The organism is Pseudomonas wuhanensis (assembly GCF_030687395.1).
In the GTDB taxonomy this organism is placed as follows: Bacteria; Pseudomonadota; Gammaproteobacteria; order Pseudomonadales; family Pseudomonadaceae; genus Aquipseudomonas; species Aquipseudomonas wuhanensis.
The window spans coordinates 2,736,355-2,762,349 of sequence record NZ_CP117430.1; the positions used below are offsets into that span (position 1 = coordinate 2,736,355).

Consider the following 25,995-nt stretch of genomic DNA (forward strand, 5'->3'; position numbering starts at 1 on the left):
CGTCAATCTGTTGAATACCTTTAAGGTATCGAGTCAGACCAATTCTATATTGGCTTCCCGAAAAAAGCCGTACCAGAATCGGTTCCAGAACTTTAAGAACCTGACGGGTATCGCGACATGCTTGCAACAGCCATTGAATCGATCGAGACGATCATCGTCGATCTGCCGACCATTCGCCCGCACAAGCTGGCGATGCACACGATGCAGAACCAGACCCTGGTGATCATTCGTGTGCGCTGTGCCGATGGCATTGAGGGTGTCGGTGAGTCGACCACCATTGGCGGTCTGGCCTACGGCAACGAAAGCCCGGACAGCATCAAGACCAATATCGACAAGCACTTCGCGCCACTATTGATTGGCCAGGACAGCGGCAATGTGAATGCCGCGATGTTGCGCCTGGAGCGCAGCATTCGTGGCAACACCTTCGCCAAATCGGGTATCGAAAGCGCCTTGCTCGACGCCCAGGGCAAGCGCCTGGGCCTGCCAGTCAGCGAGTTGCTTGGCGGCCGGGTTCGCGACGCGCTGCCAGTGGTCTGGACCCTGGCCAGCGGCGACACCGCCAAAGACATCGCCGAAGCGGAAAAAATGCTCGACCTGCGCCGCCATCGAATCTTCAAACTGAAAATCGGCGCCGGCGAGGTCAACCGCGACCTGGCCCACGTCATTGCGATCAAAAAGGCCTTGGGCGATCGCGCCAGCGTGCGGGTCGATGTCAATCAGGCCTGGGACGAAGCGATCGCGCTACGGGCCTGCCGGATTCTCGGAAGCAACGGTATCGATCTGATCGAACAACCGATCTCGCGCAACAACCGTGCCGGCATGGTGCGTCTGAATGCCATGAGCCCGGCGCCGATCATGGCCGATGAGTCCATCGAATGCGTAGAGGACGCCTTCAACCTGGCGCGCGAGGGCGCCGCTTCGGTATTCGCCCTCAAAATCGCCAAGAACGGCGGCCCACGCGCCGTGCTGCGAACCGCCGCGATTGCCGAGGCGGCCGGTATCGGCCTGTACGGTGGCACCATGCTCGAAGGCGGCATCGGCACGCTGGCCTCGGCCCATGCCTTTGTCACGCTGAACACACTGGGCTGGGACACCGAGCTGTTCGGCCCGCTGCTGCTCACCGAAGACATCCTCATCGAGCCATTGGTCTACCGCGATTTCCAACTGCACGTCCCGTCAACACCGGGGTTGGGCCTGAGCCTGGACGAAGAGCGCCTGGCGTTTTTCCGCCGGGATAAGACAACCACTGCCGTTCATCAAGCCTGAGGAGGGCATCATGCTGTTTCACGTAAAAATGACTGTGAATTTACCGGTCGACATGAACCCGGAACGCGCCGCTCAGCTCAAGGCCGACGAAAAAGCCCTGGCCCAGCGCCTGCAAGAGCAAGGCAAGTGGCGTCATCTGTGGCGCATCGCCGGGCTCTATGCCAATTACAGCGTGTTCGATGTCGACAGCGTTCAGGAACTGCACGACCTGCTGATGCAATTGCCGCTTTACCCGTACATGGCGATCGAAGTCACCGCGATGTGCCGGCATCCTTCTTCCATTCGCGAGGATGACCGCTGAACCCAGCCTGTTCAGTTCGCTACGCTAATAATTACAAGATGAGGAACCACCATGAACGTCAAGATTTCCCACACTGCCAGTGTCCAGAAGTTTCTCGAAGAGGCCAGCGGCCTGCTCAATGACGCCGGCGATCCGCGGGTCAAGGCGCTGGTTTATCGCATCCTGCGCGATTCGGTGAACATCATCGAAGACCTGGCCGTGACCCCGGAAGAATTCTGGAAAGCCGTCAACTACCTCAACGTGCTGGGCGCGCGGCAGGAGGCCGGTCTGTTGGTGGCCGGGCTTGGTCTTGAGCATTACCTCGACCTGCTGATGGACGCCGAAGACGAGCAGGCCGGCAAATCCGGCGGCACCCCGCGGACCATCGAAGGGCCGCTGTATGTGGCCGGCGCACCGCTGTCGAACTTCGAAGCGCGGCTGGACGATGGCGTCGATCCGGGCGTCGTTTTGTTCATGCAAGGTCAGGTGCTCAACACCGCTGGCGAACCGCTGGCCGGGGCGGTAGTGGATGTCTGGCACGCCAATACCGGCGGCACCTATTCGTATTTCGACACCGCCCAGTCCGAGTTCAACCTGCGTCGCAGGATTGTCACCGATGCCGAGGGTCGCTACCGCTTCCGTAGCATCGTGCCGTCGGGCTACGGTTGCCCGCCGGACGGTCCAACCCAGCAATTGCTCGATCAACTGGGCCGTCATGGCCAGCGGCCGGCACACATTCACTTCTTCATTTCGGCGCCGGATCATCGTCACCTGACCACCCAGATCAACCTCGATGGCGATCAGTACCTGCATGACGATTTCGCCTACGCCACCCGTGACGAACTGATCGCCAAAATCACTTTCAGTGACGATCCGCAGCGTGCGGCGGCTCATGGTGTCAGCGGTCGTTTTGCCGAAATCGATTTCGATTTCACCCTGCAGTCGTCCGCTCAGCCAGAGGAGCAGCAACGCCACGAACGGGTTCGCGCGCTCGAGGACTGATACCCTCGACCCGCCGAACCGGGCCGCGAGATAACCGACCGTTTATCTCGTGGCCTTCTGTGTTTCGGCCAGAGCACCGAGTGTCCTGTCTCACAAATACTGTTCCTTTTTGACGGCGTCTGTTGCCGTCATGCTGCGTTACCGCTCCTCGCCATAGCTGGCTATGACTCGTCGCGGTGCCTTGCCTGACGACAACAGCCACTCGTCAAAAGAGGAACGTATTTGTGAGACAGGACACTACAATGGCGGCGCCACTGATAACAACAATGAGAGTGATCCGATGATGCAAGCGCAATTGTTGAGTCATCGCAGCAGAGTCTTCGACCATGCCGACCCGTACGAGGTATCTGGCTACGTCAATCAGCACGTCGGCAACCATTGCCTGCAGATGCCCAGGGTCGGTCGACCGCTGGCCAGCCTCGATCATCGCAAGTTTGCCAGCCTCGATCTGTGCCGCATCAGTTACGGCGCCAGCGTGCGGGTCACCTCAGGCGCGCTGGACAGCATCTATCACTTGCAGGTGCTGCTGCGCGGCAACTGCCTGTGGCGCGGCCATGGTCAGGAACATTACTTTGCGCCTGGCGAGTTGCTGCTGATCAACCCGGACGATCCGGTGGATCTGACCTATTCCAGTGATTGCGAAAAATTCATCCTGAAAGTTCCCACCCGGCTGTTGGAGTCGGTGTGCGAGGAGCAGCGCTGGCGGTATCCGGGGCAGGGCGTGCGGTTTCTGGAGAACCGTTATCAGCTCAATGAGCTGGAAGGTTTCGTCGGTCTGCTGGCGATGATTTGCCAGGAGGCGGAAGCCGCCGAGCCGATTCCCCGGGTGCAGGAGCACTATGCGCAAATCGTTGTCAGCAAAATGCTCGGCCTGATGAAGACCAACGTCATGCGCACCGATCCCGGCTCAGCCTCGGCGACGTTCGAGGCGCTGGTCGATTACATCGCGTGCAACCTCAAGCAGGACATCGACAGCGAAGAACTGGCGCGCCAGGCGCGGATGAGCCTGCGTTCGCTGTATGGCTTGTTCGAACGCAACGCGGGGGACACGCCGAAAAACTACATCCGGCAGAAAAAGCTCGAACGCATTCACGCCAACCTGAGCGACCCGACCTGCAACGTGCGCAACGTCACGGAAGTGGCCATGGATTATGGCTTTTTGCACCTGGGCCGGTTCTCCGACAGCTACCGCAAACAGTTCGGCGAATTGCCGTCGGACACCCTCAAGCGCCGGCACTGACCACACAGGCGCCGCCCACCGTTATTTGATCGTTCCCACGCTCCCGCGTGGGAATGCCTCAACGGACGCTCTGCGTTCGGCTCTGGAAGGGACGCGGAGCGTCCCGGGCTGCATTCCCACGCAGAGCGTGGGAACGATCATCACTCTGCACAAAACGGATACAGGTCTGCACCCCGCGGATAGTCCACCCCGTCCCCTCGTCCTAGCATGGCCCTGCCTGAATAAAAACAATGGAGGCGGCGGCCATGACCCTGCGACCCGAATACCTTCACTCCCTGCTTGAAGAAGACCCTGAGCAGGGCATCTATCGCTGCAAGCGCGAGATGTTCACCGATCCGCGGCTGTTCGACCTCGAGATGGAACACATCTTTGAAGGCAACTGGCTGTACCTTGCGCATGAAAGCCAGATCCCCAACAACAACGATTTCTACACCACCACCATGGGGCGCCAGTCGATCTTCATCGCGCGCAACAAGGACGGTGAGTTGAACGCCTTTATCAATGCGTGCAGCCACCGCGGGGCGATGCTCTGCCGGCACAAGACCGGCAACAAGAGCTCCTACACCTGCCCATTCCACGGCTGGACCTTCAACAACTCCGGCAAGTTGCTCAAGGTCAAGGACCCGGCGGCGGCCGGTTACCCGGCGAGCTTCAATTGCGAAGGCTCCCACGACCTGACCAAAGTCGCGCGTTTCGAATCCTATCGCGGCTTCCTGTTCGGCAGCCTCAAGGCCGACGTGGTGCCGTTGGTGGAGCACCTGGGCGAGTCGGCGAAGATCATCGACATGATCGTCGACCAGTCCGCCGATGGCCTGGAAGTGCTGCGCGGTTCCTCCAGCTACATCTACGAAGGTAACTGGAAACTCACCGCCGAAAACGGTGCCGACGGCTATCACGTCAGCTCCGTGCACTGGAACTACGCCGCAACCCAGAACCAGCGCAAACAGCGCGAAGCCGGCGATTGCAATCCGACCATGAGCGCCGGCACCTGGGCCAAGCAGGGCGGTGGTTTCTATTCCTTCGACAAGGGCCACATGCTGCTCTGGACCCGTTGGTCCAACCCCGAGGACCGTCCGCTGTATGAGCGTCGCGACGAGTTGGCCCGGGACTTCGGCCAGGCCCGCGCCGACTGGATGATCGAGAACTCGCGCAACCTGTGCCTGTACCCGAACGTGTACCTGATGGATCAGTTCAGCTCGCAGATTCGCATCGCCCGGCCGATCTCGGTCAACCGCACCGAAATCACCATTTACTGCATCGCCCCCAAAGGCGAAAGCGACCACGCCCGTTCTAGCCGGATTCGTCAGTACGAGGATTTCTTCAACGTCAGCGGCATGGCGACCCCGGACGATCTGGAAGAGTTTCGCTCCTGCCAGACGGGTTACCAGGGCAGCGTCACCGCCTGGAACGACATGTCCCGTGGCGCCGAGCACTGGGTGGAAGGCGCCGATGACGCGGCCAAGGAGATCGACCTGCATCCGCTGCTCAGCGGCGTGCGCACCGAAGACGAAGGCTTGTTCGTGCTGCAACACAAATATTGGCAGCAGACCATGCTCAAGGCCCTGGCTGCCGAACAGTCCGAACTGATTGCAGTGGAGGCCGTGTAATGACTATCACCTATGACGCGGTACGCGATTTCCTCTATCGCGAAGCACGCTACCTCGACGACAAGCAATGGGACGACTGGCTGGAGTTGTACGCGCCGGACGCAACCTTCTGGATGCCGTCCTGGGACGACAACGACGAGCTGACTGAAGACCCGCAGCGGGAAATTTCGCTGATCTGGTACGGCAACCGCACCGGCCTGGAAGACCGCATCTTCCGCATCAAGACCGAGCGTTCCAGCGCCAGCGTGCCGGACACCCGCACCTCGCACAACCTCAGCAATATCGAGCTGATCGAACAGGCCGACGGGCTGTGCAAGGTGCGCTTCAACTGGCACACCCTGAGCTTTCGCTACAAGACCGTCGACAGCTATTTCGGCAGCAGTTTCTACACCCTCGATGTGCGCGGTGAAAATACGCGGATCTTGGCCAAGAAAGTGATCCTGAAGAACGATTACGTTCGCCAGGTGATCGATGTTTACCACCTCTGAGGCGGCCGTCATGACTCATTCCATTGCGTTCAATTTTGAAGACGGCGTCACCCGATTCATCGACGCCAATGCTGGGGAAACCGTGGCCGATGCTGCGTATCGCCAGGGCATCAATATTCCCCTGGACTGCCGCGACGGCGCCTGCGGCACCTGCAAATGCTTCGCCGAGGCCGGCCGCTATGACTTGGGCGAGGACTACATTGAAGACGCCCTCAGCGCCGACGAAGCGCAGCAGGGTTTTGTCCTGACCTGCCAGATGCGTGCGCAGAGCGATTGCGTGGTGCGGGTGCCGGTTTCATCGGATGTCTGCCGTACGCGTCAGGCCAGTTATGACGCGACCATCAGCGCCGTGCGCCAGTTGTCCGACAGCACCATTGCGCTGTCGATCAAAGGCGAGGCCCTGAGCAAACTGGCGTTTCTGCCGGGGCAGTATGTGAACCTCGGGGTTCCCGGCAGCGAGCAGACCCGCGCTTACTCGTTCAGCTCGTTGCAGCGGGACGGTGAGGTGAGTTTTCTGATTCGCAACGTGCCCGGCGGCTTGATGAGCAGCTTCCTGACCGGCATGGCCAAGGCGGGCGACAGTATGAGCCTGGCCGGGCCTTTGGGCAGCTTTTACCTGCGCGACATTCGCCGTCCATTGTTGCTGCTGGCCGGTGGCACCGGACTGGCGCCGTTTACCGCGATGCTGGAAAGAATCGCCGAACAGGGCAGCGAGCATCCGCTGCATTTGATCTATGGCGTGACCAACGATTTCGACCTGGTGGAACTCGATCGGCTTGAAGTTTTCGCAGCGCGCATTCCGAACTTCAGCTTCAGCGCCTGCGTGGCCAATCCCGACAGTCGGCACCCGCTCAAGGGCTACGTGACCCAACACATCGAACCACGGCATTTGAACGATGGCGACGTCGACGTTTACCTGTGCGGCCCGCCGCCGATGGTCGAGGCGGTCAGCCAGTTCATCCGCGAGCAAGGCATTGCGCCGGTGAACTTCTACTACGAAAAATTTGCCGCCAGCGCGGCCTGAACCGCGATGAAAATCCTGTGGGAGTGTGGCTTGCCCGCGAAGAATGCACCGCGGTTTGTCAGGCATTTACGCGTCATCGTTCTTCGCGGGCAAGCCACGCTCCCACAGGTTCTCTCACAGGACTACCAGACCGGCATCCGTCGTCACGAGGTACACATGAACAGATTCCACAAAAAAGTCGCGCTGATCACCGGCGCTGCCCAGGGCATCGGCCGGCGTGTGGCTGAACGCATGGCCGCCGAAGGTGCGCGGTTGATTCTGGTCGACCGCTCCGATCTGGTGTTCGAACTCCAGAAGGAATTGGGTCAGAGCAGCCAGGTGCTCGCCCTGACCGCCGACCTTGAGCAATACAGCGAATGCAGCCGTGTGATGCGTACCGCTGTCGAGCGTTTTGATCGCCTCGATGTGCTGGTCAACAACGTTGGCGGCACGATCTGGGCCAAGCCTTTCGAGCACTATGAAGAGGCGCAGATCGAGGCCGAAGTCCGCCGCTCATTGTTCCCGACATTATGGTGCTGCCATGCCGCGCTGCCGTTCATGCTCGAACAAGGCAGCGGCGCCATCGTCAACGTTTCGTCCATTGCGACCCGCAGCGTCAATCGCGTGCCGTACGGTGCGGCGAAGGGCGGGGTCAATGCGCTGACCGCTTGTCTGGCATTCGAAACCGCCGGTCGTGGCGTGCGGGTCAATGCGACTGCCCCCGGTGGCACCGAGGCGCCGCCACGGCTTATCCCGCGCAACACCGCGCAGCAAACGGCTCAGGAAAAACTCTGGTATCAGCAGATTGTCGACCAGACCCTCGACAGCAGTTTGATGAAGCGCTATGGCACGCTGGATGAGCAGGCAAGCGCTATCCTGTTTCTGGCCAGCGATGAAGCCTCCTACATCACCGGCATGATCATGCCGGTCGGTGGCGGTGATCTGGGCTGACCTTTCAGGGGGGACGTCGGCTGCGATGAGCTACAAGCGACGCTGAAACGCTTTGACGATTCTGAGCGTGGCGTCGCTTGTGTTCAGGTTCTGGACGGCGTCCAGCGGGTACCAGATGCAGTCGCAGATTTCATTCTGCGGCCGCGCCTCGGCCACGTTTATGACCGATGCCTCGTAGACATGATGCCGGGTGCTGATCGTTTCCAGCTCCATCAAGTACAGCAGGCCGTCGACTCCAAGTCCGGTCTCTTCATAGAGCTCTCTTATGGCCGCGCCCGCGATGGTTTCGCCACGCTCGATTTTTCCGCCCGGCAGGGTCCAGCGCCCCCTGGGTTTGCGCACCAGGAGAATATGCCGGTCCTGCTCGCAAATGACGGTTGCACGTACTTTCATGGGTTACCCGACTGCTGTATGTCACAAAACAGTCATAAAAATGCAATATTCAGACCGAAACCCGCAGAACTGTCTGCTTCAAGGGTTGGAGTCGACAGGGCGGCTGAAAGTGCAATGAAATGCCGGAATCCTGACACGACGTCTGGTTGGCACTTCGGTGAAGGTCGGGTGTAAGGTAGTTGAGTTGATCCAGGACTATCACTGCCGAAATGGAGGTGACTATGAGCGTTCCGATGCTGACTAAAATGCACATGAATGGCTATGACGTACTCAGCGTGAACAACGGCCCCTGGCGGGTGTGCACCAAAGGTGACCGGCTGGGAGCCTTTGGCAGCAGAGAGGAAGCACTGGCCTATGCGGCTTCGCTTCCCGCCTACAGAGCCCGGTCGGGTAAAGCGTCGCGTAGCCACAAATCAGAAAGCCAGAAATCAGACAAATAGTGCCCTTGAAGCCCCGGTACGCCGGGGCTTTTAATTGCTGTCAGGCGTGGAGATCAGTAACCGCCGCCACCCATCCCGCCCGTGGAGGGGGAATACTCTCTGGCTTTTTGTTGGGCACGACTCCATTGCGCGCAGGTCATGAAACTTTTGTGGTCGACCTTGCCCTGGCTGTCGAAACTGACGTTATACGGCTGCTGATGGCCGGCCTGGGTCAGCTTGTAGTCAAAGCAGGTGCCAGGTTCTACCGTGCGCTGAGTTATCGATAAAGGCTGGCCGCCAATCTGCTGGACTTGATCCTTGCTCATGCCGGTCTCGACCTTGGCGACCAGCGGTTGGTCTCGATAAATCTGTGAATCCGTATTACAACCACCTGACGCCGCCAGCACGGCAATCAGCGCGCAAAGAGGCTTGTTCATGACAGCGCTCTCTAGTGAGCTTTCGTTCGACTGATGTTCTTTGCTTTCACTTCTTCAGCATAGCCCGCCAGTCGCTCTTCATCGCCCTGGAACAACGCGCACAGCCTTAGCGTTGCCTCTGCGTCCACATCATTGCCGGCCAGGCGCAACTGCTCTGCGATGCGCAAAAGCTCTACCGCCGACCACCTCAGGTCGGAGGCTACACCTTGCAGGTCGCGCCGAAGTTGCTGTTCATATTCGTTAAGCCACATGATGACCTCCTGCAATTCCCCGCTACGAAATAGTAGTCCCATTTACCTCTCTGGAGCGTTATGTTCGTCTGATCGCAAGAGAGTCGAAATCATGCAACAACCTGTCTACCAACTGTTGGAAGTGGCCCACGGCAAACCGATCAAACTCTGGACCGAGGGTGTGCCGGTTGAAAGCGAAGCCCGGCAGCAATTGATCAATACCGCGAAGATGTCGTTCATCTTCAAGCACCTGGCGGTGATGCCGGATGTGCACCTGGGCAAAGGGTCCACCATCGGCAGCGTGATCCCGACCGTGGGCGCGATCATCCCGGCGGCCGTGGGGGTGGACATCGGCTGCGGCATGATTGCCGCGCGCACTTCACTGACCGCCGACGACTTGCCGGACAACCTGCACGGCCTGCGCAGCGCCATCGAAAAGGCCGTACCCCATGGCCGCACGCTGAGCCGTGGCCGACGCGACGAAGGCGCCTGGAACCACGTTCCACAGCAGGCCGATCAAGCCTGGGCGGCGCTGAGCTCACGGTTCAAGGCGATCACCGACAAATACCCGAAACTCGCCAGCACCAACAACCGTCAGCACCTGGGCACCCTCGGTACCGGTAATCACTTCATCGAGGTCTGCCTGGACGAGGTCAACCGTGTCTGGTTCATGCTGCACAGCGGTTCTCGCGGCGTTGGCAATGCCATCGGGACCCTGTTCATTCAATTGGCCCAGGCGGACATGCGCCAGCACATCGCCAATCTGCCGGACCGCGATCTGGCCTATTTCAAGGAAGGTAGCCGGCATTTCGATGACTACGTCGAAGCGGTGGGCTGGGCTCAGGACTTCGCCCGGCAGAACCGCGCGTTGATGATGCAGGCGGTGATTCAGGCCGCGCGGCAAGTGATCCGCAAACCCTTTGAAGTCGCGCTGGAGGCTGTGAACTGCCACCACAATTACGTTCAGAAAGAGCGGCACTTCGGTGAAGACGTCCTGGTCACTCGCAAGGGCGCGGTGTCGGCGAAGAAGGGCGAACTGGGGATCATTCCCGGTTCCATGGGCGCCAAAAGCTTCATCGTTCGAGGTCTCGGCAACGAGCAATCGTTCTGCTCCTGCAGCCACGGTGCCGGTCGTACCATGAGCCGCACCAAAGCCAAAAATACCTTCACTGTCGCAGACCAGATCCGCGCGACCGCTCATGTGGAGTGCCGAAAGGATGCAGCGGTCATCGATGAGATTCCGATGGCTTACAAGGACATCGACAAAGTCATGTATGCCCAGCGTGATCTGGTGGAAGTGCTGCACACCTTGCGACAGGTGGTCTGCGTAAAAGGGTAGGGATGGAAGGTGCTTCCACTGGTCGGGAACATTAACGCGAGTGAACAGCTCTGCTGTCGTATTGAGGTAGTGATTTATTCGCTGGGGCGAGGCCATCTCGAAATGACGACTACCGATGATTTCAGACACCATGCACATGAGCTGATCGTTGACCTGGATGCGGCAACCACGGAAATGATGAAACTGATCTCGGCCCATCAGCTGAGCGGTCCGGAATGGGAGCGGGTCACGAAGTGGCAGCATGAAGCGTACGAGCGATGGATGAAGTACCTGAATGCGGGGTCGTATCCCGATTCCGGCTCAGGGGCCGTGCCGGGGCAGGGCGAAGCCCCTGTTTAAAGACTCGTCGGGTGTCCGCTGGATGTCTGCGCAAGTACAGGCTACATTTCCCGTTTTTCAGGATAGGGAAGCGTTATGCGCAGGTTGATAGCGGGAATAGCGGTGGCTGTGTTGGCGGGCTGTTCATTACCCGCATCCGTGGTGCCCGGCGAGCCCAATATCAGCAAATACAGCGATAAGGCGCCCAAGGAATATGCCGCGTGTGTATTGCCGTTGTGGCGTCAGGAGATTCCGGGATCGACGCAATCGGCGATTTCCAATGGCTACCGGATCACCGCACCGAGCATCATCACGGCTGACGAAATTCTGGTTATTGTGAAATCGAAGGATGGCAGCCAGGTATCGCTTTACCAGGGGCCACCGTGGGCCAAGTCAGGGGCGCTGCGCCAGGCTGTCCGGGATTGTTTGTAGCGCTCAATTCGTTCGTCCTTCGTTAGTGCCTGACGACCTGTGCCGTATGTCGGAGCCATATGTCGGAATCCAGGAACGGTCATTCCTGAAATAACTTCCAAGAGCGAACAGTCCCTGGACGTTTGGCTATGAATGATGATCGAAAAAAGGCAGCCCTCGATGCCTGGTACCGGCTTTTTGGAGGGTGGAACAGTCAGTAGATGACTTAAAAATAGTGTGGATATTTAATGAGTTAGGAGATTTAGTAACTGGATAGTGAGTCAGAATATCTTGTTACAAGTCGCACGATTGGGTAATATCGCCCCCGCGTTCACCACCACGGTTTATGCATTTTTAAAGCCCAGGCGTCCATCAGCTGCCTGGGCTTTTTTTTTGTCTGGAATCTGGAATGGCTTATGAGCGCGCTGCCGGCAGAGGGCCAGCAGCGTCGATGATGAGCGTGATGGACAAACGTTATTGATGCCTGTCGTTACCCGGCCGGATCGGCCTTGCGCCGATCGCTCCCGGATGGGTTGCCAGTGTCAAGAAGCCTCCTCTCTACCAGGACATTTTGCAGGGCCTGGCGTGCCGAAGGGCTTAGCTGATGTTCTCTCTCCTTGAGTTCGAGCAAGATGGGGTTGGACCATCCACGATAGGTTTGCTCGGGAGTTTGATTAGATGTCATCTATCTCTCCTTTGTGAGTCGCCCGACAACACAGTGGGCGAAGTCCTGTGCGCTAAAAATCCTAGTTGAGGAAACGACTTGTCGCCAGTGAACGCATTGCCTATGAGGTGCCGATCATCCTTCGCGACGCGGGTAGTCCACGATTCGGGCGTACACTAAAAAGGCTACCTCATCAAAAGGAGCCGCATATGATCGCCGACCAAATAAACAGACAGGAGTCGGAGCAAAGCGCTGTTTGGGATCAATACTTCTGTGCCGCGTTGATTGCCGAAAGCCATCTGACGGCACCGGTGGTTGGAGAAGCCACCCACGAAGACAGGCAGAATCTGTTAATCCAAAGGGCCAAAGCACTCGCCGATAAGATGCTGGAAAACAGAAGATAACCGGAGCCCAGCCATTGCGCTGGGCTCTTCACTTTTTGATGTTCTTATCTTTCTTCCAAGTGAACGCTGCTTGGTCGCGGATCGGCTACAGTTAGTAGTTCATGGATACGGAGATCGAACATGAAGTGCCTAATCTGTCAGGCTGCCTCTAATACTGTTCACGCGGCTGGAGACTGGTCAGAAGTCAAATGCCCGGCCGGATGTGGACGCTACAAGGTCTCGGCGAACCTTGTGGCGAAAATGAAACTCAAGAACGAGTTCTTTGACATCGAACGCACAAGACGATGGCTTGAGATGGCGCGTAATGACGATCCGGTGCCGTTGATATCCACCTACGATTACAACGTTTCCTTATTGCATCGCGACGCCGAGGAGAGGTCGGTCATCGCGCCGAGTCGTTCCAGGCAGCCGTTGGTCGCGGATTAGAATCCGTCTGTCCTGGCTGTAACCCCGCCCCCCTTCGGCAGCGCCTACAGGGGCTCGCGCAAGTATTGCTCGATCTATCGACAAAAAAACAAGCAACCTCCATGGATAGCCCCTGTCGATATCCACATGTCCCCGCTATTCATCACACCTACCCAGGTTGTCAGCATTGATGGCGGGCTGAAAGCGGCTAACTGAATGATCAGGAGGTGGCTATGAACTGTCCGCTGTGTGGAAACACTAATGCGCTGGAAGATCTTTCGTTCGGGGGCGGCTTGCGCATTTATTGTGAGCCGTGCGGTGGTTTCTATCGGATCTCGACAACCCTGAATACCTTGGCCGACGGGAGGATCTTTGACACCGAGCGCACTCGAGCCCGACTGAAAAAAAAGCGTGAAACCGACAAGTTGGAAGATCAGGAGCCGGCGCTAGGCGTGGAGGACAAAGACCTGCTCGTCGAGCCCAACTGATGTGTCGCACGACTCGCCTGACCTTGAAGCCGGGTGTCGAACGGGATTCCAGGCCAGGTGAGCGTGCCAGATCCATGCGAACTTTAGTCCTGAGAAACGCTTAAGCGGCCCGGTTAATGATGAGCCTGTGCCACTCCGCGCAAAACCGTCGCGGCGGCGGATTGAGATCGAGTGCTGGCAATGTTTCCCAGCGATACGACGCCCACCAGACGCTTGTCTCGGTTGAGCACAGGCAGGCGACGCAGTTGCACGTCCGCCATGTTCTTTGCCACATGCTCTATGTCTTCATCCTCAAAGCAATAGCGGATGCCGCCAGTCATTACTTTACTGATAGGGGTTTTGCCGGGGAGTCCTTCGGCTACGGCTCTAATGGCTATATCCCGGTCCGTGATCATGCCAATCAGACGCTCTTGCTCCTCAACCATGATGGCGCCGCTATCGATCCTGGCCATCATGTTCGCGGCCTCCTGGATCGTCTGGCTTGGCTTGGCTGTTAAAACATCTTTCGTCATGACTTCCGAAATCTTCATGAAAAGACTCCTTTAAAGTGATGCTTCAGTGAATAAGGGCTGCCAATTTTTTCGACTTGGAGGGGAAGGGCGGGTTCAGATTGTTTTGTTCCCATTCGTCATGGCGGCGGACTGACGTCAATCTCGGCCCTCGATAGGTTCTATCAGTTCTGAGCCCTGGTTCCTGACATTGCCCACGGCCATGTCCACTTTGAACCATTCGAAGGCATCGCAAGGTTCGCGTTGCTGCAGGAGTATCTGTTCGGCGCGTTCCTTGGGTGTGTAGGGGTCAATCCATTCCCGGGCCAGTTCGGGACTGAGCGTCACGGGCCGACGGTCGTGAAGATCCACCATGCCGCCTTCACTGTCCGCGGTGATGATCACGAAGCCGTCATGCTCGTCCGGCTCCTTTTCGTACCTTGGATACTGACCAATTGCGGCGCACAGGATCGGCGCGTGATCCTTGCGACGGATCAGGTAAGGCTGTTTCTTCGGACCGCCCTCGTAAACCCATTCAAACCAGTTGTCGATGGCAATAATTGCCCGGTGCGGCCATATCTCCTTGAAGAATGGGTCATGGGCGACTTTCTCAACCCTGGCGTTGATCGGTGTCGCATGATCTCTGGCCCAGTGCGGTCGCCAGCCCCAACGAACCCTGTCGGCGTGCAGCATGCCGCTTTCCTCGTGGAACAAGGCGAGCTGAGTCGATGGCGCGGCGTTGTAGAGTTCGAGCGGCTGATCGCCAGCATTGTTGACCAGGGCGTTGGGCATACTCAGCGCCGCCACGAACTCGTGAACACCTCGATACTGCGAAAGTCGTCCGCACATGGCTGGGCCCTCATGCTTAATCCTGAGCTTAGACAATAGTTTCAGGGCGATCCATGAGGCTATCTGACATATCTCACTGGGGGCGTACCCCCGAGCAACCGAAGTCGGATGGGGGTCAATGAACCGCCGAGGACCTGGTAACCGGGACGTGATCGAATCTGGAAATCGCTTTGATCCAGAAACGACGATATTTGGTCTGGTCGGGCGCCAGTGGTTTGTGATTTGACCAGGGATGCTCGGTTTTCAAGCTGGCGTGGTACACCTCCCACTCCTTCTCCTCGGCCACTTCCTTGGCCCTTTTCTCATCATCGAACCAGCCAAGTACATAAACTTCGCCCTGATCCATTCCATGCTCGATCAGCAGATAGATATCTTTCATCAGCTTGAACCCACGACTACACGTTCTAAAATCCCCTGATGCCGGGGCATTGTTTTGACTATCGGCAGTACTTTCGATTATTGAGTATTGTCGATCAATGGCGCGAAGTCGATCTTGTGTCCGAAAGCCTGGCCGATCGCGCCGCACAGGATCGGTGCCGCGCGGTCCAGGCCGCATCCGGGATTCGCGGGTTTCTTGATTGATGTCAATCGCCTGAGTCGAGCTGTTCTGTATTCTGCGGAGAAACCGACAGCTGAAGCGAGGGCGAAAAATCATGCTCTATCCGCTGTTTCTAACCTTCCATCTGTTTGCCGCCCTGATCTTTATCGGCACGGTGTTCTTCGAAGTCCTTTTTTTGGAAAGCATCCGCAAACAGTTGCCCGCCAAAGTAATGCTGCTGGTCGAGCAGGGTATTGGCCGCCGAGCCCGCACCCTGATGCCGTGGGTGCTGCTGGTATTGTTCGGCGCGGGGCTGGGCATGGTCTGGTTGCGCTATTTGCCCGTCCTTGCAACGCCACTGGCCTCATCGTTCAGCACCTTGTTGCTGTTGAAAATCGTGGTAGCCGTGAGCGTGTTGCTGCATTTCCTGGGTGCCATGTTTTTGTTCAAAAGCGGCCGAATGAGCGCTCGATACCTGCATTTCATCCATGGCAGTCTGTTCTGCCATATGGTCGTCATCGTACTGCTGGCCAAGGGGATGTTTTACCTGACGTGGTGACCATTGCTGACCGAAGGTCTGTCCTGCAAGCACTTGGCTTGCGCTTGATACAAGTCAAGGAGCATTGATCGCCAATCCCGGACACTGCTGATCCGCAGCCAGTCTCGGAGACCTGTCATGCTCGATTTTTCTCACGCCCCCGGCGATCTGATCGCTCGGTGCGATCAGGGCGTACTCGACCCCAACTGCCATGCCGACACGCAAAAGTTTCATGACGGCATCGGCTCTCTGGATTTGCTTCGTGCCTTGCGCGTCAGCCGCCAGAAACGACGCCCGATCGCCCTGAACGTACAGCTGCCTTCCAGCCTCAAGCCAGCCTTTTGTTCCCCGCGCGATGCCTCCTGCGAGCGCGGCGAAATCGAACACTACCTTCTGCGCCTGGAGCAGGAGATCGACCTCGTCGGTTGTCATCTGGGAGCGGAGCAACGGGTCGAACAATTTCATCTCGGCGGCGGAACACCCACCATCGCTCATCTCGAGCGGCTGATGAATCATCTGCGTGGTCGATTCAATTTTCTCGAGCATGAGTGCGGCGACTACAGCGTCGACGTGGATCTACACCATACCGATTGGTCGACCATGGGCGCGCTGCGCGCTCAGGGATTCAATCATGTCAGCATTGGTGTTCCGGATATCGACACAGACTGTGACATGTCGGTGGCCTGCTACCAGAACCCGGCCCCCATTCATTCACTGATCGATGCCGCCCGTACCTTTGGTTATCGATCGATCAATGTCGATCTGGGTTTTGGCCATGCCTGGCAAACGCCAGAAAGCTTCGCGCTGAAACTGGCGGCGATCATTGAGCTGGAGCCGGACAGGCTGATGGTGTTCGACTATGCCCGACCACCACGCCGCTATCGGCCAAGGCTCGGCGACAAGGTCAGGGAACTGTGCAGCCAGGACGATAAAGGCGCGATGCGCCAGATCGCCTTCGAACAGTTGATCGCCGTGGGCTATCACTACATCGGTATGGGGCAGTTTGTGCGGCCCGATGATGATCTGGCGTTCGCTCAGGAGCGCGGCCGATTACGTCGCACCTGTGACGGTTTTACCCGTCACGGTTATTGCGACCATATCGGCTTCGGTTTGGGGGCTATCAGTCAAATCGACGATTTGTATACGCAAAACACCGATGCACCCGAGCGTTATCAGCAGCAGCTGGATCGGGGCCAATTGCCGACGTCTCGTGGCTGGCGTTTCGAGGCGGGGGATCAGATAAGGCACATGGTCATGGAGCGACTGGCGTGTGATCAAGAGCTGGATATCCTCGCCATCGAGCGGCGCTATGGACTGATTTTCTCCAGGTACTTTGCATCTGTCTGGCCATTGCTGGAGCAATTGAGTCGTGACGGGTTGATTGAATTGTCGGACCGTTTCATCAGCATTCTTCCCGCCGGCCGGCCGGAAGTGGATGCCATCTGCAGCCTGTTTGAAAAGGATTCGGGCAGTGCAACGCATTAACCCTCCTGCGAGTTGATTGATCATGAAACCTGCATTCGATTTCGATCGAGCCCTGGTCGAAAAGTATGACCGTCCGGGGCCGCGCTATACCTCTTACCCCACGGCGCCGCAGTTTCATCAGGCGTTTGCCATCGACGATTATCAGCGTGCCGCCTCCGACAGCAATCTGGCGGCAGTGCCCAAGCCATTGTCGGTGTATATCCATATTCCGTTCTGCAAGAGCCTTTGCTACTACTGCGCCTGCAACAAAATCATTACCCAGAAAACCCATCGGGCGGTCGAATACCTGACGTACCTCAAGCGTGAAATCGTGATGCAGGCCGCGTTGTTCGACAGCACGCGCAAACTCACGCAACTGCACCTGGGCGGGGGCACGCCGACGTATTTGACCAGTGAGCAGCTGGCGGACCTGATGGACTGCTTGCACCAGGCGTTCGACATGGACGACAGCGATGACCATGAGTTTTCCATCGAAGTCGATCCGCGCACCATCAGCACCGAGCAGATCCAGTCGCTGCGCCAACTGGGCTTCAATCGTCTGAGCTTCGGCGTGCAGGACTTCGACCCCGACGTGCAGGTGGCGGTCAATCGCCAGCAAAGTGAAGAGCAGATCTATGCGCTGGTCGCGGCGGCGCGGGAGGTGCAATTCAAGTCGATCAGCGTCGATCTGATTTACGGCCTGCCACTGCAAACCGTGAACAGTTTCGACGTTACCCTTGGCAAGATCATTGCCCTGCGTCCGGACCGGATTGCCGCTTACAGCTACGCCCATTTACCCGAGCTGGTGCGCGCACAACGGTTGATTCGCCCGGCGGACATGCCGCCACCGGAACGCAAGCTGGAGTTGCTGGAGCTGACCATTCGCCGGCTGACCGAGGCCGGTTATGTTTATATCGGCATGGATCACTTCGCCTTGCCGGACGACGAACTGGCGCTGGCCCGCACCCATGGCACCTTGCAACGCAATTTTCAGGGCTACTCGACCCATGCCGACTGCGATTTGATCGGCCTTGGAGTGTCCTCGATCGGCAAGGTCGGCGACAGCTACAGCCAAAGCGTCAAGGAGCTTTCGCAGTACTACGCCCGTATCGATCAAGGTTTGTTGCCGGTGCATCGGGGTTATCGCTTGAGCGCCGATGACTTGCTGCGCCGTGAGGTGATCAGCGACCTGATGTGCCACGGCAGGATCGATTTCGCCAAGTTCGAAGCGGGTCATGGCATTTGCTTCACCGAGTATTTTGCCGAGGCGCTGGCGCAACTGGACGAGCAGGTGCGTGACGGACTCCTGCAGATTCACAGCGACCAATTGGTGCTGTTGCCGCAAGGGCATTTGATGATGCGCAGTGCCGCGATGGCGTTTGACGCTTACCTGGGCGAACAGCAAAAAGGTCAGTTTTCCCGCACCGTTTGAGGCTTCGGGAGGCTCTGGCGCACGGAATGTTATCGAGTTGATTTCAATCAAGGGCAGGGCGCACAACGCTCCCTAACATGGCCGAAAGCCCCTTCGAAATCAGCGAGTTCATGACAATCCATCCGCCTTCGACACATGGCAATCCGCGCATCTGGAGCGTCGGGCTGGTGCTGATGGTCTTGCTGGTGATCGCAGCGTTCGCGGCGGTGCAGGCCAAGTCTTACGGCGACATCGAGCAGCAGCGCATCGAGAAGGTCTTCCCGCAAACCGATTCGGTGTCCGCAGCCGAAGGCACGTTCAAGGTGCGCACGCTGTCCGCGGCCGGCAAGGTCATCGGGTATGTGTTCCAGAGCCTGGATGTGGTGGATATTCCGGCCTACTCGGGCAAACCCATCAACACCCAGGTGATCCTCGACACCGCCGGCATGATTCAGGACGCCTATGTGCTGGAGCACCACGAACCGATTCTGCTGATTGGCATCCCCGAAGAAAAACTCCACGGTTTCAGCGCCCGATACAAAGGGATCAAGGTCAGCCAGCGGGTAGTCGTCGGCCATTCCAGTGACCCGAGCGCGGTCACCGTGGATGCCATCGCTGGCGCAACGGTCACCGCCATGGTGGTCAATGAGGTCATCATGCGTGCCGCCCATGAGGTGGCCGTATCGCTGAAACTGATCGAGGACAGGAGCGGGGTGGTGAACAAGCCCGCCATCGTGCGCCAGGACTTTTTCGAGCCTGCCACCTGGGAGCAACTGACCGGTAACGGCGCCATTCGCCGGTTGAACCTGACCCGTGGGCAGGTCGATGCAGCCTTCAAGGGCACCGAAGCCGAAGGCGTCGACAACGCCGGCCCGGATCAAGTCGATGACACTTTTATCGAGCTGTACACCGCCGACCTGAACCCGCCGACCATTGGTCGTGCGCTGCTGGGCGACAATCAATATCGCTTGCTCATGCAGGAACTCAAACCCGGCGAGCAGGCCATCTTGGTGCTGGGGCATGGGCTGTTTTCCTATAAAGGCTCGGGTTATGTGCGCGGCGGGATTTTCGATCGGGTGCAATTGCGCCAGTTCGGCAACGTCATCAGCTTTCGCGACATGGACCATCAGCGGCTCTCCGACGTGTTTGCCAAGGGCATGCCTGAGTTCAATGAAATGTCGATTTTCATTGTACGCAAACCGGCTGGGTTCGATCCGGGATCGCCTTGGTCCCTGGAGCTCCTGGTGCGACGTCAGACGGGACCGGTCAGCGGCACCTTCAGCAGCTTCGAACTGCCTTATCAACTGCCCGAGCCCTACCTTGAACGACCTGCACCCAGTGCCGAAGAACAGGCGGCCATCGAGGAAGCCAGCCGGCCGATGTGGTTGACCATCTGGTACCAGAAACACTTCCAGATCGCCGTCCTCGCGAGTGCGTTGTTGCTGCTGACGGCCATCCTGTTCCTGCAAGACAAACTCACCCGTCGGCCACGCTTTCTGCACTGGCTGCGCCGTGGTTACTTGCTCTTTACCGTGGTCTTTTTGGGCTGGTATGCCCTGGGGCAGTTGTCGGTGGTCAATGTCCTGACCTTTGTGCATGCGCTGTTCGAGCACTTTCGCTGGGAGCTGTTTCTCACCGATCCGCTGATCTTCATGCTCTGGGTCTTCACCGCCGCGAGCATTCTGCTGTGGGGCCGTGGTGTGTTCTGCGGCTGGCTGTGCCCGTTTGGCGCCTTGCAAGAGTTGATCAACGAAGCCGCGCGCAAATTGAAAATTCCCCAGTACGAATTGCCCTTTGCGGTGCATGAGCGGCTGTGGGCGATCAAATACATCATCTTGCTGCTGCTTTTTGGCATCTCCCTGGAATCGATGTCCACCGCCGAGCTGTTCGCCGAGGTGGAACCCTTCAAGACCGCCATCACCCTCAAGTTCGACCGCCAGTGGTGGTTCGTGCTCTATGCGGTAGCGCTGCTGGTCATCAATCTTTTCACGCGAAAAGTCTATTGCCGCTACATCTGCCCGTTGGGTGCAGCGCTGGCGATCCCAACCAAATTGCGCCTGTTCGACTGGCTCAAGCGCCGCAAGGAATGCGGCAGCCCCTGCCAGTTGTGCGCCAAGGAATGCGAGATCCAGGCGATTCATCCCGATGGCCGGATCAATGCCAACGAGTGCCACTACTGCCTCGATTGCCAAATGACCTACCACAACGAAGACAAATGCCCGCCGCTGATCAACAAGCGCAAGAAGCGCGGCAAACCGGCACCCGTGGCGGTGCAACTGATACCTGTCGTGGAAGTGCCAGCGGCTGAATGAAGCTCGCAAGCGCACGTCTGCAGTGACCGTTTTATCCCTTCAAGGAGCACGCAACATGACTGACACAGAATCCAAAAAATCCATGCAGGAAGAGGAACAGGCGGGACTCAGCCGTCGCGGTTTTCTGGGCAGCAGTGCTGTCACCGGTGCGGTGCTGGCGGGGGCCACGACCCTCGGCGGCGCAGTGTTCAGCCGTGAATCCTGGGCGGCCGCGGTCAAGGATGCGCAGGCGAAAACCCATGTCGGCCCCGGTGAGCTGGACGAATACTACGGCTTCTGGAGCGGTGGTCATCAGGGCGAAGTGCGGGTACTGGGCGTGCCGTCGATGCGTGAGTTGACGCGTATTCCGGTGTTCAACGTCGATTCGGCCACCGGCTGGGGCCTGACCAACGAAAGCAAACGGATCCTGGGCGACAGTGCAAAGTTTCAGAACGGCGATTGCCATCACCCGCATATCTCCATGACCGATGGCAAGTACGACGGCAAGTACCTGTTCATCAACGACAAGGCCAACTCCCGTGTCGCGCGCATCCGCCTGGACATCATGAAGTGCGACAAGATGCTTACAGTGCCGAACGTGCAAGCCATTCACGGCCTGCGTCTGCAAAAAGTGCCCTACACCAAGTATGTGTTCGCCAATGCCGAGTTCGTCATCCCACACCCCAATGACGGCCGCACGTTCGATCTGCAAGACAAGAACAGCTTCACCCTGTTCAACGCCATCGATGCCGAGAAAATGGAGATGGCATTCCAGGTGATCGTCGACGGCAACCTGGACAACGCCGATATGGATTACACCGGTAAGTACGCCGCGTCTACCTGCTACAACTCGGAGAAGGCTTACGATCTTGGCGGCATGATGCGCAACGAGCGCGACTGGGTCGTGGTGTTCAACATCCCGCGCATCGAGGCTGCGATCAAGGCCGGCAGGTTCATCACTCTGGAAGACTCGAAAGTGCCAGTGGTCGACGGTCGTAAAACCGATGGCAAGGACTCCGAGTTCACGCGCTATATCCCGGTGCCGAAGAACCCCCACGGCCTCAACACTTCATCTGATGGCAAGTATTTCATTGCCAACGGCAAGCTGTCGCCAACGGTATCGATGATTGCCATCGACCGGCTGGACGACTTGTTCGCCGATAAATTCAAAGACCCGCGTGAGGTTATCGTCGCCGAGCCGGAGCTGGGCCTGGGCCCTTTGCACACCACTTTCGACGGACGCGGCAACGCCTACACCACGCTGTTTATCGACAGTCAGGTGGTGAAGTGGAACATGGAGGAAGCGATACGCGCCTACAAGGGCGAGAAGGTCAATTACATCAAGCAAAAGCTCGACGTGCAGTATCAGCCTGGCCATAACCACGCCTCGCTGACCGAAACCAGTGAAGCGGATGGCAAGTGGCTGGTGGTGTTGTGCAAATTCTCCAAGGACCGCTTCCTGCCGACCGGGCCGCTGCACCCGGAAAATGACCAGTTGATCGATATTTCCGGCGAAGAGATGAAGCTGGTACACGACGGCCCTGCGTTTGCCGAACCTCACGATTGCATCATGGCGCGCCGGGACCAGATCAAGACCCAAAAGATCTGGAGCCGCAACGACCCTTTCTTTGCCGCCACCGTGGAGCTGGCCAAGAAAGACGGGATCAACCTGGAGACCGACAACAAGGTCATCCGCGACGGTAATCAGGTGCGGGTCTACATGACCTCCATGGCGCCGGCCTATGGTCTGACCGAGTTCACCGTCAAGCAGGGCAACGAGGTCACCGTGATCATCACCAACATCGACCAGATCGAGGATGTGACCCACGGTTTCGTCATGACCAACCATGGCGCCAGCATGGAGATCAGCCCGCAGCAAACGTCGTCCATCACCTTTACCGCCGACAAGGCCGGCCTGCATTGGTACTACTGCAGCTGGTTCTGCCATGCGCTGCACATGGAAATGGTCGGGCGCATGAAGGTCGAGCGGGCCTGACGGTTGCCAATCGACGGGAGCGGGCCGATGACCGATATCAAGTGCAATCCGATCAAGGTGGTCGCGGTTGCGCTCCTGCTGATGTCCGGCAGTGCGCTGGCGGTGCAACCCATCACCACGTTGCCGTTGCGGGTTGACGCTGAACAACGCTGGCACTTGCCGGCGGGCGAGTACCGTGGCTCGTTCAGCGTCGATCAACCGATGCAGATTCTCTGCGAGCCCGGCGCGGTGTTTCAGGCGCAAGGGCAGGGCAATGGGGTGATCGTCAGCGCGCCGGATGTCCGGATCGAGGGCTGCACTTTTCTGGATTGGGGGCACGACCTCACGGCCATGAACGCGGCGGTGTTCCTCCAGCCGCAGGCCCGTGGCGCGGTGATCAAAGGCAATCGCCTGCACGGTCAGGGCTTCGGTATCTGGGTCGATGGCACGCAGGATGCGAGCCTTATCGACAACCACATCCAGGGGGATCCGGGGCTGCGTTCCCAGGATCGCGGCAACGGCATTCATTTGTATGCGGTGCATGGCGCCAGGGTCATTGGCAACCAGGTGCGCGACACCCGCGATGGGATCTACATCGACACCTCCAACGGCAACCTGCTACAGGGCAATACCCTGGAAGACCTGCGTTACGGCGTGCATTACATGTTCGCCAACGACAACCGGCTGATCGGCAACACCACCCGCCGCACCCGCACCGGCTACGCCTTGATGCAAAGCCGCAAGCTCACGGTGATCGGCAACCGTTCCGAGCAGGATCAGAACTACGGCATCCTGATGAACTACATCACCTATTCAACCTTGCGCGACAACTTCGTCACGGACGTGCGCGACGGCTCGACCGGCGACAGCATGATCAGCGGCGCCGAGGGCAAGGCGTTGTTCATCTACAACTCGCTGTTCAACCGCATCGAACACAACCACTTCGAGCACAGCGCCGTGGGCATTCACCTCACCGCCGGCTCCGAAGACAACCGCATCGCCGACAACGCCTTTGTCGGCAACCAACGGCAGGTCAAGTATGTCGCCACCCGCCTGCAGGAATGGTCGGCGGATGGCCGGGGCAATTACTGGAGCGATTACCTGGGCTGGGATCGCAACAACGATGGCCTGGGCGATATCGCCTACGAACCCAACGACAACGTCGACCGCTTGCTGTGGCTGTACCCGCAGGTGCGGCTGTTGATGAACAGCCCCGGGATCGAATTGCTGCGCTGGGTGCAACGAGCCTTTCCGGTGATGAAATCGCCGGGCGTACTGGACAGCCATCCGCTGATGAATCCCACCACGCAACCCCTGACCCAGGAGCCCACCGCATGAACGTCATCGACATGGAAGGCGTCAGCCAGCGCTATGGGTACACGACCGTGTTGCATCAATTGAACCTGAGCCTGGGCGAAGGCGAAGTGCTGGGCTTGTTCGGGCACAACGGCGCGGGCAAGACCACCTGCATGAAACTGGTGCTCGGTCTGCTCCAGGCCAGTGAAGGGCTGGTCCGGGTGTTCGGCCGATTGCCCAGTGATCCGCAGGTTCGGCGCCTGCTGGGCTATTTGCCGGAGAACGTGACCTTCTATCCGCAGATGAGCGGCCTGGAGACCTTGCGTCATTTCGCCCGACTCAAAGGCGCAGCGCCCGCGCAGGTGGACGTGCTGCTGGAGGAAGTCGGCCTGGCGGGTGCGGCGCATCGACGGGTCAAGACCTACTCCAAGGGCATGCGCCAGCGCCTGGGACTGGCGCAAGCCTTGCTCGGCGAGCCGCGTTTGTTGCTGCTCGACGAGCCGACCGTCGGCCTCGATCCCATCGCCACTCAAGACCTCTATCGGTTACTCGACCGGCTGCGCAGCCAGGGCACCAGCATCATTCTCTGTTCCCACGTATTGCCGGGCGTCGAGGCGCATATCAACCGTGCAGCGATTCTGACCCAGGGGCGTCTGCTGGCCCTCGGCAGTCTGCGCAGCCTGCGCGAGGAAGCCGGGTTGCCGACGCTGATTCGCGCCAACGGCCTCAAGCACGCCGGGCCCTTGCAGCAATCCTGGAACAACGCCGGGCACGTCACCCAGCGCTGGGGCGTGGAGGGCCTTGAAGTGGCTGCGCTCAATGGCAACAAATTGGACTTGTTGCGCCAATTGCTCAATGAACACGAGCCGGCCGACGTGGAAATCGACCCACCGTCCCTGGAGGACATCTATCGCTATTACATGGGCCGGGCCGGTGCGGCCCCCAGTGGAGAGACCGTATGAACCCGATCTGGAACATGGCCCACAAGGAATTCAATGACGGTTTGCGCAACCGCTGGTTGTTGGCGATCAGCTTGTTGTTCGCAGTGTTGGCGACCGGCATCGCCTGGTTGGGTGCGGCGGCTTCCGGGCAATTGGGCTTCACTTCGGTGCCCGCCACCATCGCCAGCCTGGCCAGCCTGGCGACGTTCCTGATGCCGTTGATTGCCTTACTGCTGGCCTATGACGCCATCGTCGGCGAAGACGAAAGCGGCACGTTGCTGCTGTTGTTGACCTATCCGCTGGGGCGCGGGCACATCCTGCTCGGCAAGTTCGTCGGTCACGGATTGATCCTGGCGCTGGCGACCCTCATCGGTTTCGGCTGCGCGATGCTCGCAATTGCGGTGCTGGTGGAGAACGTCGAACTGAACCTGCTGCTCTGGGCTTTTGGACGATTCATGCTGTCGTCGACGTTACTGGGCTGGGGCTTTCTGGGGCTGGCCTATGTGCTGAGCAGTGTGTCTGCCGAGAAATCCACGGCTGCTGGGCTGGCGCTGGGGGTGTGGTTCTTCTTCGTGCTGGTATTCGACCTGGCGCTGCTGGCACTGCTGGTGCTCAGCGAAGGGCAGTTCAACCCGAAGGTTCTGCCTTGGTTACTGCTGCTCAACCCCGCCGATGTCTATCGCCTGATCAATCTCTCCGGTTTCGAGCCCGGCGCCGGTAGCGCTGGTGTGCTGACCCTGGGCAGCGATTTGCCTGTGCCGGGCTCGATGCTCTGGTTGTGCCTGCTGCTGTGGGTGGCGGTGCCTTTGGGCTTGGCCTGGTTGCTGTTCCGTCGACGGGCGACATGAATTCACACCTT

Annotated in this window: 30 protein-coding genes; 23 read left to right on the forward strand and 7 right to left on the reverse strand. The window is 58.6% G+C overall.

Translation table 11 applies throughout. The features are described 5' to 3' along the window. Positions 1 to 117 precede the first annotated feature (117 nt). From PSH88_RS12760 to PSH88_RS12795, 8 genes are all read left to right on the forward strand, one after another. Positions 118 to 1,266, forward strand: a complete 1,149-nt coding sequence (locus PSH88_RS12760; RefSeq protein ID WP_305426502.1) for a muconate cycloisomerase family protein — start codon at positions 118 to 120, stop codon at positions 1,264 to 1,266. 10 nt (positions 1,267 to 1,276) lie between these two features. Beyond that, the gene (gene catC, locus PSH88_RS12765; protein ID WP_007895545.1) at positions 1,277 to 1,567 is read left to right on the forward strand and encodes a muconolactone Delta-isomerase; all 291 of its coding nucleotides are present in this window, start codon (positions 1,277 to 1,279) and stop codon (positions 1,565 to 1,567) included. A gap of 51 nt (positions 1,568 to 1,618) precedes the next feature. Further along, positions 1,619 to 2,548: a catechol 1,2-dioxygenase gene (catA, locus tag PSH88_RS12770; RefSeq protein WP_305426503.1), complete on the forward strand. Its 930-nt coding sequence runs from the start codon at positions 1,619 to 1,621 to the stop codon at positions 2,546 to 2,548. Between the two features lie 280 nt (positions 2,549 to 2,828). Beyond that, on the forward strand, positions 2,829 to 3,788 hold the full coding sequence (locus PSH88_RS12775; RefSeq protein ID WP_277397069.1) for an AraC family transcriptional regulator: 960 nt from the start codon (positions 2,829 to 2,831) through the stop codon (positions 3,786 to 3,788). A 245-nt stretch (positions 3,789 to 4,033) separates the two neighbouring features. Beyond that, positions 4,034 to 5,395: a benzoate 1,2-dioxygenase large subunit gene (gene benA / locus PSH88_RS12780; RefSeq protein WP_305426504.1), complete on the forward strand. Its 1,362-nt coding sequence runs from the start codon at positions 4,034 to 4,036 to the stop codon at positions 5,393 to 5,395. Continuing rightward, positions 5,395 to 5,883: a benzoate 1,2-dioxygenase small subunit gene (gene benB / locus PSH88_RS12785; RefSeq protein ID WP_305426505.1), complete on the forward strand. Its 489-nt coding sequence runs from the start codon at positions 5,395 to 5,397 to the stop codon at positions 5,881 to 5,883. Before benA ends, benB begins: the two co-directional genes overlap by 1 nt. Positions 5,884 to 5,893: 10 nt before the next feature. After that, positions 5,894 to 6,907 (forward strand): benzoate 1,2-dioxygenase electron transfer component BenC, encoded by a 1,014-nt coding sequence (gene benC / locus PSH88_RS12790; protein WP_305426506.1) that lies wholly within the window; start codon positions 5,894 to 5,896, stop codon positions 6,905 to 6,907. 156 nt (positions 6,908 to 7,063) lie between these two features. After that, on the forward strand, positions 7,064 to 7,837 hold the full coding sequence (locus PSH88_RS12795; protein ID WP_305426507.1) for a 1,6-dihydroxycyclohexa-2,4-diene-1-carboxylate dehydrogenase: 774 nt from the start codon (positions 7,064 to 7,066) through the stop codon (positions 7,835 to 7,837). Positions 7,838 to 7,867: 30 nt separating this feature from the next. Here the strand turns inward: PSH88_RS12795 and PSH88_RS12800 are convergent, their stop codons facing one another. After that, positions 7,868 to 8,230, reverse strand: a complete 363-nt coding sequence (locus PSH88_RS12800; RefSeq protein ID WP_305426508.1) for an NUDIX hydrolase — start codon at positions 8,228 to 8,230, stop codon at positions 7,868 to 7,870. 221 nt (positions 8,231 to 8,451) lie between these two features. On the opposite strand from PSH88_RS12800, the gene PSH88_RS12805 reads away from it, so the two are divergent. Then, the gene (locus PSH88_RS12805) at positions 8,452 to 8,670 is read left to right on the forward strand and encodes a hypothetical protein (protein ID WP_038982785.1); all 219 of its coding nucleotides are present in this window, start codon (positions 8,452 to 8,454) and stop codon (positions 8,668 to 8,670) included. A gap of 53 nt (positions 8,671 to 8,723) precedes the next feature. Here PSH88_RS12805 and osmE read toward each other — a convergent pair whose 3' ends face one another. Next, positions 8,724 to 9,086, reverse strand: coding sequence for an osmotically-inducible lipoprotein OsmE (gene osmE, locus PSH88_RS12810; protein WP_305426509.1), 363 nt, complete (start codon positions 9,084 to 9,086; stop codon positions 8,724 to 8,726). An 11-nt stretch (positions 9,087 to 9,097) separates the two neighbouring features. After that, positions 9,098 to 9,337 (reverse strand): hypothetical protein, encoded by a 240-nt coding sequence (locus PSH88_RS12815; RefSeq protein ID WP_305426510.1) that lies wholly within the window; start codon positions 9,335 to 9,337, stop codon positions 9,098 to 9,100. Between the two features lie 91 nt (positions 9,338 to 9,428). On the opposite strand from PSH88_RS12815, the gene PSH88_RS12820 reads away from it, so the two are divergent. The 3 genes from PSH88_RS12820 to PSH88_RS12830 all read left to right on the forward strand — a co-directional run bounded on the left by PSH88_RS12820 (position 9,429) and on the right by PSH88_RS12830 (position 11,405). After that, positions 9,429 to 10,655, forward strand: a complete 1,227-nt coding sequence (locus PSH88_RS12820) for an RtcB family protein (protein ID WP_305426511.1) — start codon at positions 9,429 to 9,431, stop codon at positions 10,653 to 10,655. 102 nt (positions 10,656 to 10,757) lie between these two features. Then, positions 10,758 to 10,994: a hypothetical protein gene (locus PSH88_RS12825; RefSeq protein ID WP_305426982.1), complete on the forward strand. Its 237-nt coding sequence runs from the start codon at positions 10,758 to 10,760 to the stop codon at positions 10,992 to 10,994. A gap of 75 nt (positions 10,995 to 11,069) precedes the next feature. Continuing rightward, on the forward strand, positions 11,070 to 11,405 hold the full coding sequence (locus PSH88_RS12830; RefSeq protein WP_305426512.1) for a hypothetical protein: 336 nt from the start codon (positions 11,070 to 11,072) through the stop codon (positions 11,403 to 11,405). 469 nt (positions 11,406 to 11,874) lie between these two features. On the opposite strand, the gene PSH88_RS12835 is transcribed toward PSH88_RS12830, so the two are convergent. After that, the gene (locus tag PSH88_RS12835) at positions 11,875 to 12,069 is read right to left on the reverse strand and encodes a hypothetical protein (RefSeq protein ID WP_305426513.1); all 195 of its coding nucleotides are present in this window, start codon (positions 12,067 to 12,069) and stop codon (positions 11,875 to 11,877) included. A gap of 188 nt (positions 12,070 to 12,257) precedes the next feature. Here PSH88_RS12835 and PSH88_RS12840 point away from each other — a divergent pair, with 188 nt between their 5' ends. From PSH88_RS12840 to PSH88_RS12850, 3 genes are all read left to right on the forward strand, one after another. Continuing rightward, positions 12,258 to 12,452 carry a hypothetical protein gene (locus PSH88_RS12840; RefSeq protein WP_305426514.1) on the forward strand — a complete coding sequence of 65 codons (195 nt, stop codon included), beginning with the start codon at positions 12,258 to 12,260 and terminating at the stop codon, positions 12,450 to 12,452. A gap of 120 nt (positions 12,453 to 12,572) precedes the next feature. Next, positions 12,573 to 12,878 (forward strand): hypothetical protein, encoded by a 306-nt coding sequence (locus tag PSH88_RS12845; protein WP_305426515.1) that lies wholly within the window; start codon positions 12,573 to 12,575, stop codon positions 12,876 to 12,878. Between the two features lie 212 nt (positions 12,879 to 13,090). Then, positions 13,091 to 13,345 (forward strand): hypothetical protein, encoded by a 255-nt coding sequence (locus PSH88_RS12850; protein WP_305426516.1) that lies wholly within the window; start codon positions 13,091 to 13,093, stop codon positions 13,343 to 13,345. A 113-nt stretch (positions 13,346 to 13,458) separates the two neighbouring features. Here the strand turns inward: PSH88_RS12850 and PSH88_RS12855 are convergent, their stop codons facing one another. The 3 genes from PSH88_RS12855 to PSH88_RS12865 all read right to left on the reverse strand — a co-directional run bounded on the left by PSH88_RS12855 (position 13,459) and on the right by PSH88_RS12865 (position 15,061). Further along, on the reverse strand, positions 13,459 to 13,875 hold the full coding sequence (locus PSH88_RS12855) for a CBS domain-containing protein (protein ID WP_038982771.1): 417 nt from the start codon (positions 13,873 to 13,875) through the stop codon (positions 13,459 to 13,461). A gap of 117 nt (positions 13,876 to 13,992) precedes the next feature. Continuing rightward, a complete protein-coding gene (locus PSH88_RS12860) occupies positions 13,993 to 14,682 on the reverse strand; it encodes an SOS response-associated peptidase family protein (RefSeq protein WP_305426517.1) in 690 nt (229 codons plus the stop codon). Positions 14,683 to 14,797: 115 nt separating this feature from the next. Next, positions 14,798 to 15,061, reverse strand: coding sequence for a hypothetical protein (locus tag PSH88_RS12865; RefSeq protein WP_305426518.1), 264 nt, complete (start codon positions 15,059 to 15,061; stop codon positions 14,798 to 14,800). Positions 15,062 to 15,335: 274 nt separating this feature from the next. On the opposite strand from PSH88_RS12865, the gene PSH88_RS12870 reads away from it, so the two are divergent. From PSH88_RS12870 to PSH88_RS12905, 8 genes are all read left to right on the forward strand, one after another. After that, positions 15,336 to 15,779, forward strand: coding sequence for a CopD family copper resistance protein (locus tag PSH88_RS12870; RefSeq protein WP_305426519.1), 444 nt, complete (start codon positions 15,336 to 15,338; stop codon positions 15,777 to 15,779). A gap of 117 nt (positions 15,780 to 15,896) precedes the next feature. Continuing rightward, complete coding sequence (locus PSH88_RS12875; protein ID WP_305426520.1) at positions 15,897 to 17,243, forward strand: oxygen-independent coproporphyrinogen III oxidase; 1,347 nt, start codon at positions 15,897 to 15,899, stop codon at positions 17,241 to 17,243. Between the two features lie 22 nt (positions 17,244 to 17,265). After that, positions 17,266 to 18,654, forward strand: a complete 1,389-nt coding sequence (gene hemN, locus PSH88_RS12880) for an oxygen-independent coproporphyrinogen III oxidase (RefSeq protein ID WP_305426521.1) — start codon at positions 17,266 to 17,268, stop codon at positions 18,652 to 18,654. Positions 18,655 to 18,731: 77 nt separating this feature from the next. Beyond that, complete coding sequence (gene nosR / locus PSH88_RS12885) at positions 18,732 to 20,945, forward strand: transcriptional regulator NosR (RefSeq protein ID WP_305426522.1); 2,214 nt, start codon at positions 18,732 to 18,734, stop codon at positions 20,943 to 20,945. Positions 20,946 to 21,000: 55 nt separating this feature from the next. Continuing rightward, positions 21,001 to 22,920: a TAT-dependent nitrous-oxide reductase gene (gene nosZ / locus PSH88_RS12890; protein ID WP_305426523.1), complete on the forward strand. Its 1,920-nt coding sequence runs from the start codon at positions 21,001 to 21,003 to the stop codon at positions 22,918 to 22,920. A gap of 27 nt (positions 22,921 to 22,947) precedes the next feature. Then, entirely contained in the window at positions 22,948 to 24,237 is a 1,290-nt protein-coding gene (locus tag PSH88_RS12895; RefSeq protein ID WP_305426524.1) for a nitrous oxide reductase family maturation protein NosD, read from the forward strand. Next, a complete protein-coding gene (locus PSH88_RS12900; RefSeq protein WP_305426525.1) occupies positions 24,234 to 25,157 on the forward strand; it encodes an ABC transporter ATP-binding protein in 924 nt (307 codons plus the stop codon). The genes PSH88_RS12895 and PSH88_RS12900 overlap by 4 nt, the downstream gene beginning before the upstream one ends. Next, positions 25,154 to 25,984 carry an ABC transporter permease gene (locus PSH88_RS12905; RefSeq protein WP_305426526.1) on the forward strand — a complete coding sequence of 277 codons (831 nt, stop codon included), beginning with the start codon at positions 25,154 to 25,156 and terminating at the stop codon, positions 25,982 to 25,984. The genes PSH88_RS12900 and PSH88_RS12905 overlap by 4 nt, the downstream gene beginning before the upstream one ends. Positions 25,985 to 25,995 lie beyond the last annotated feature (11 nt).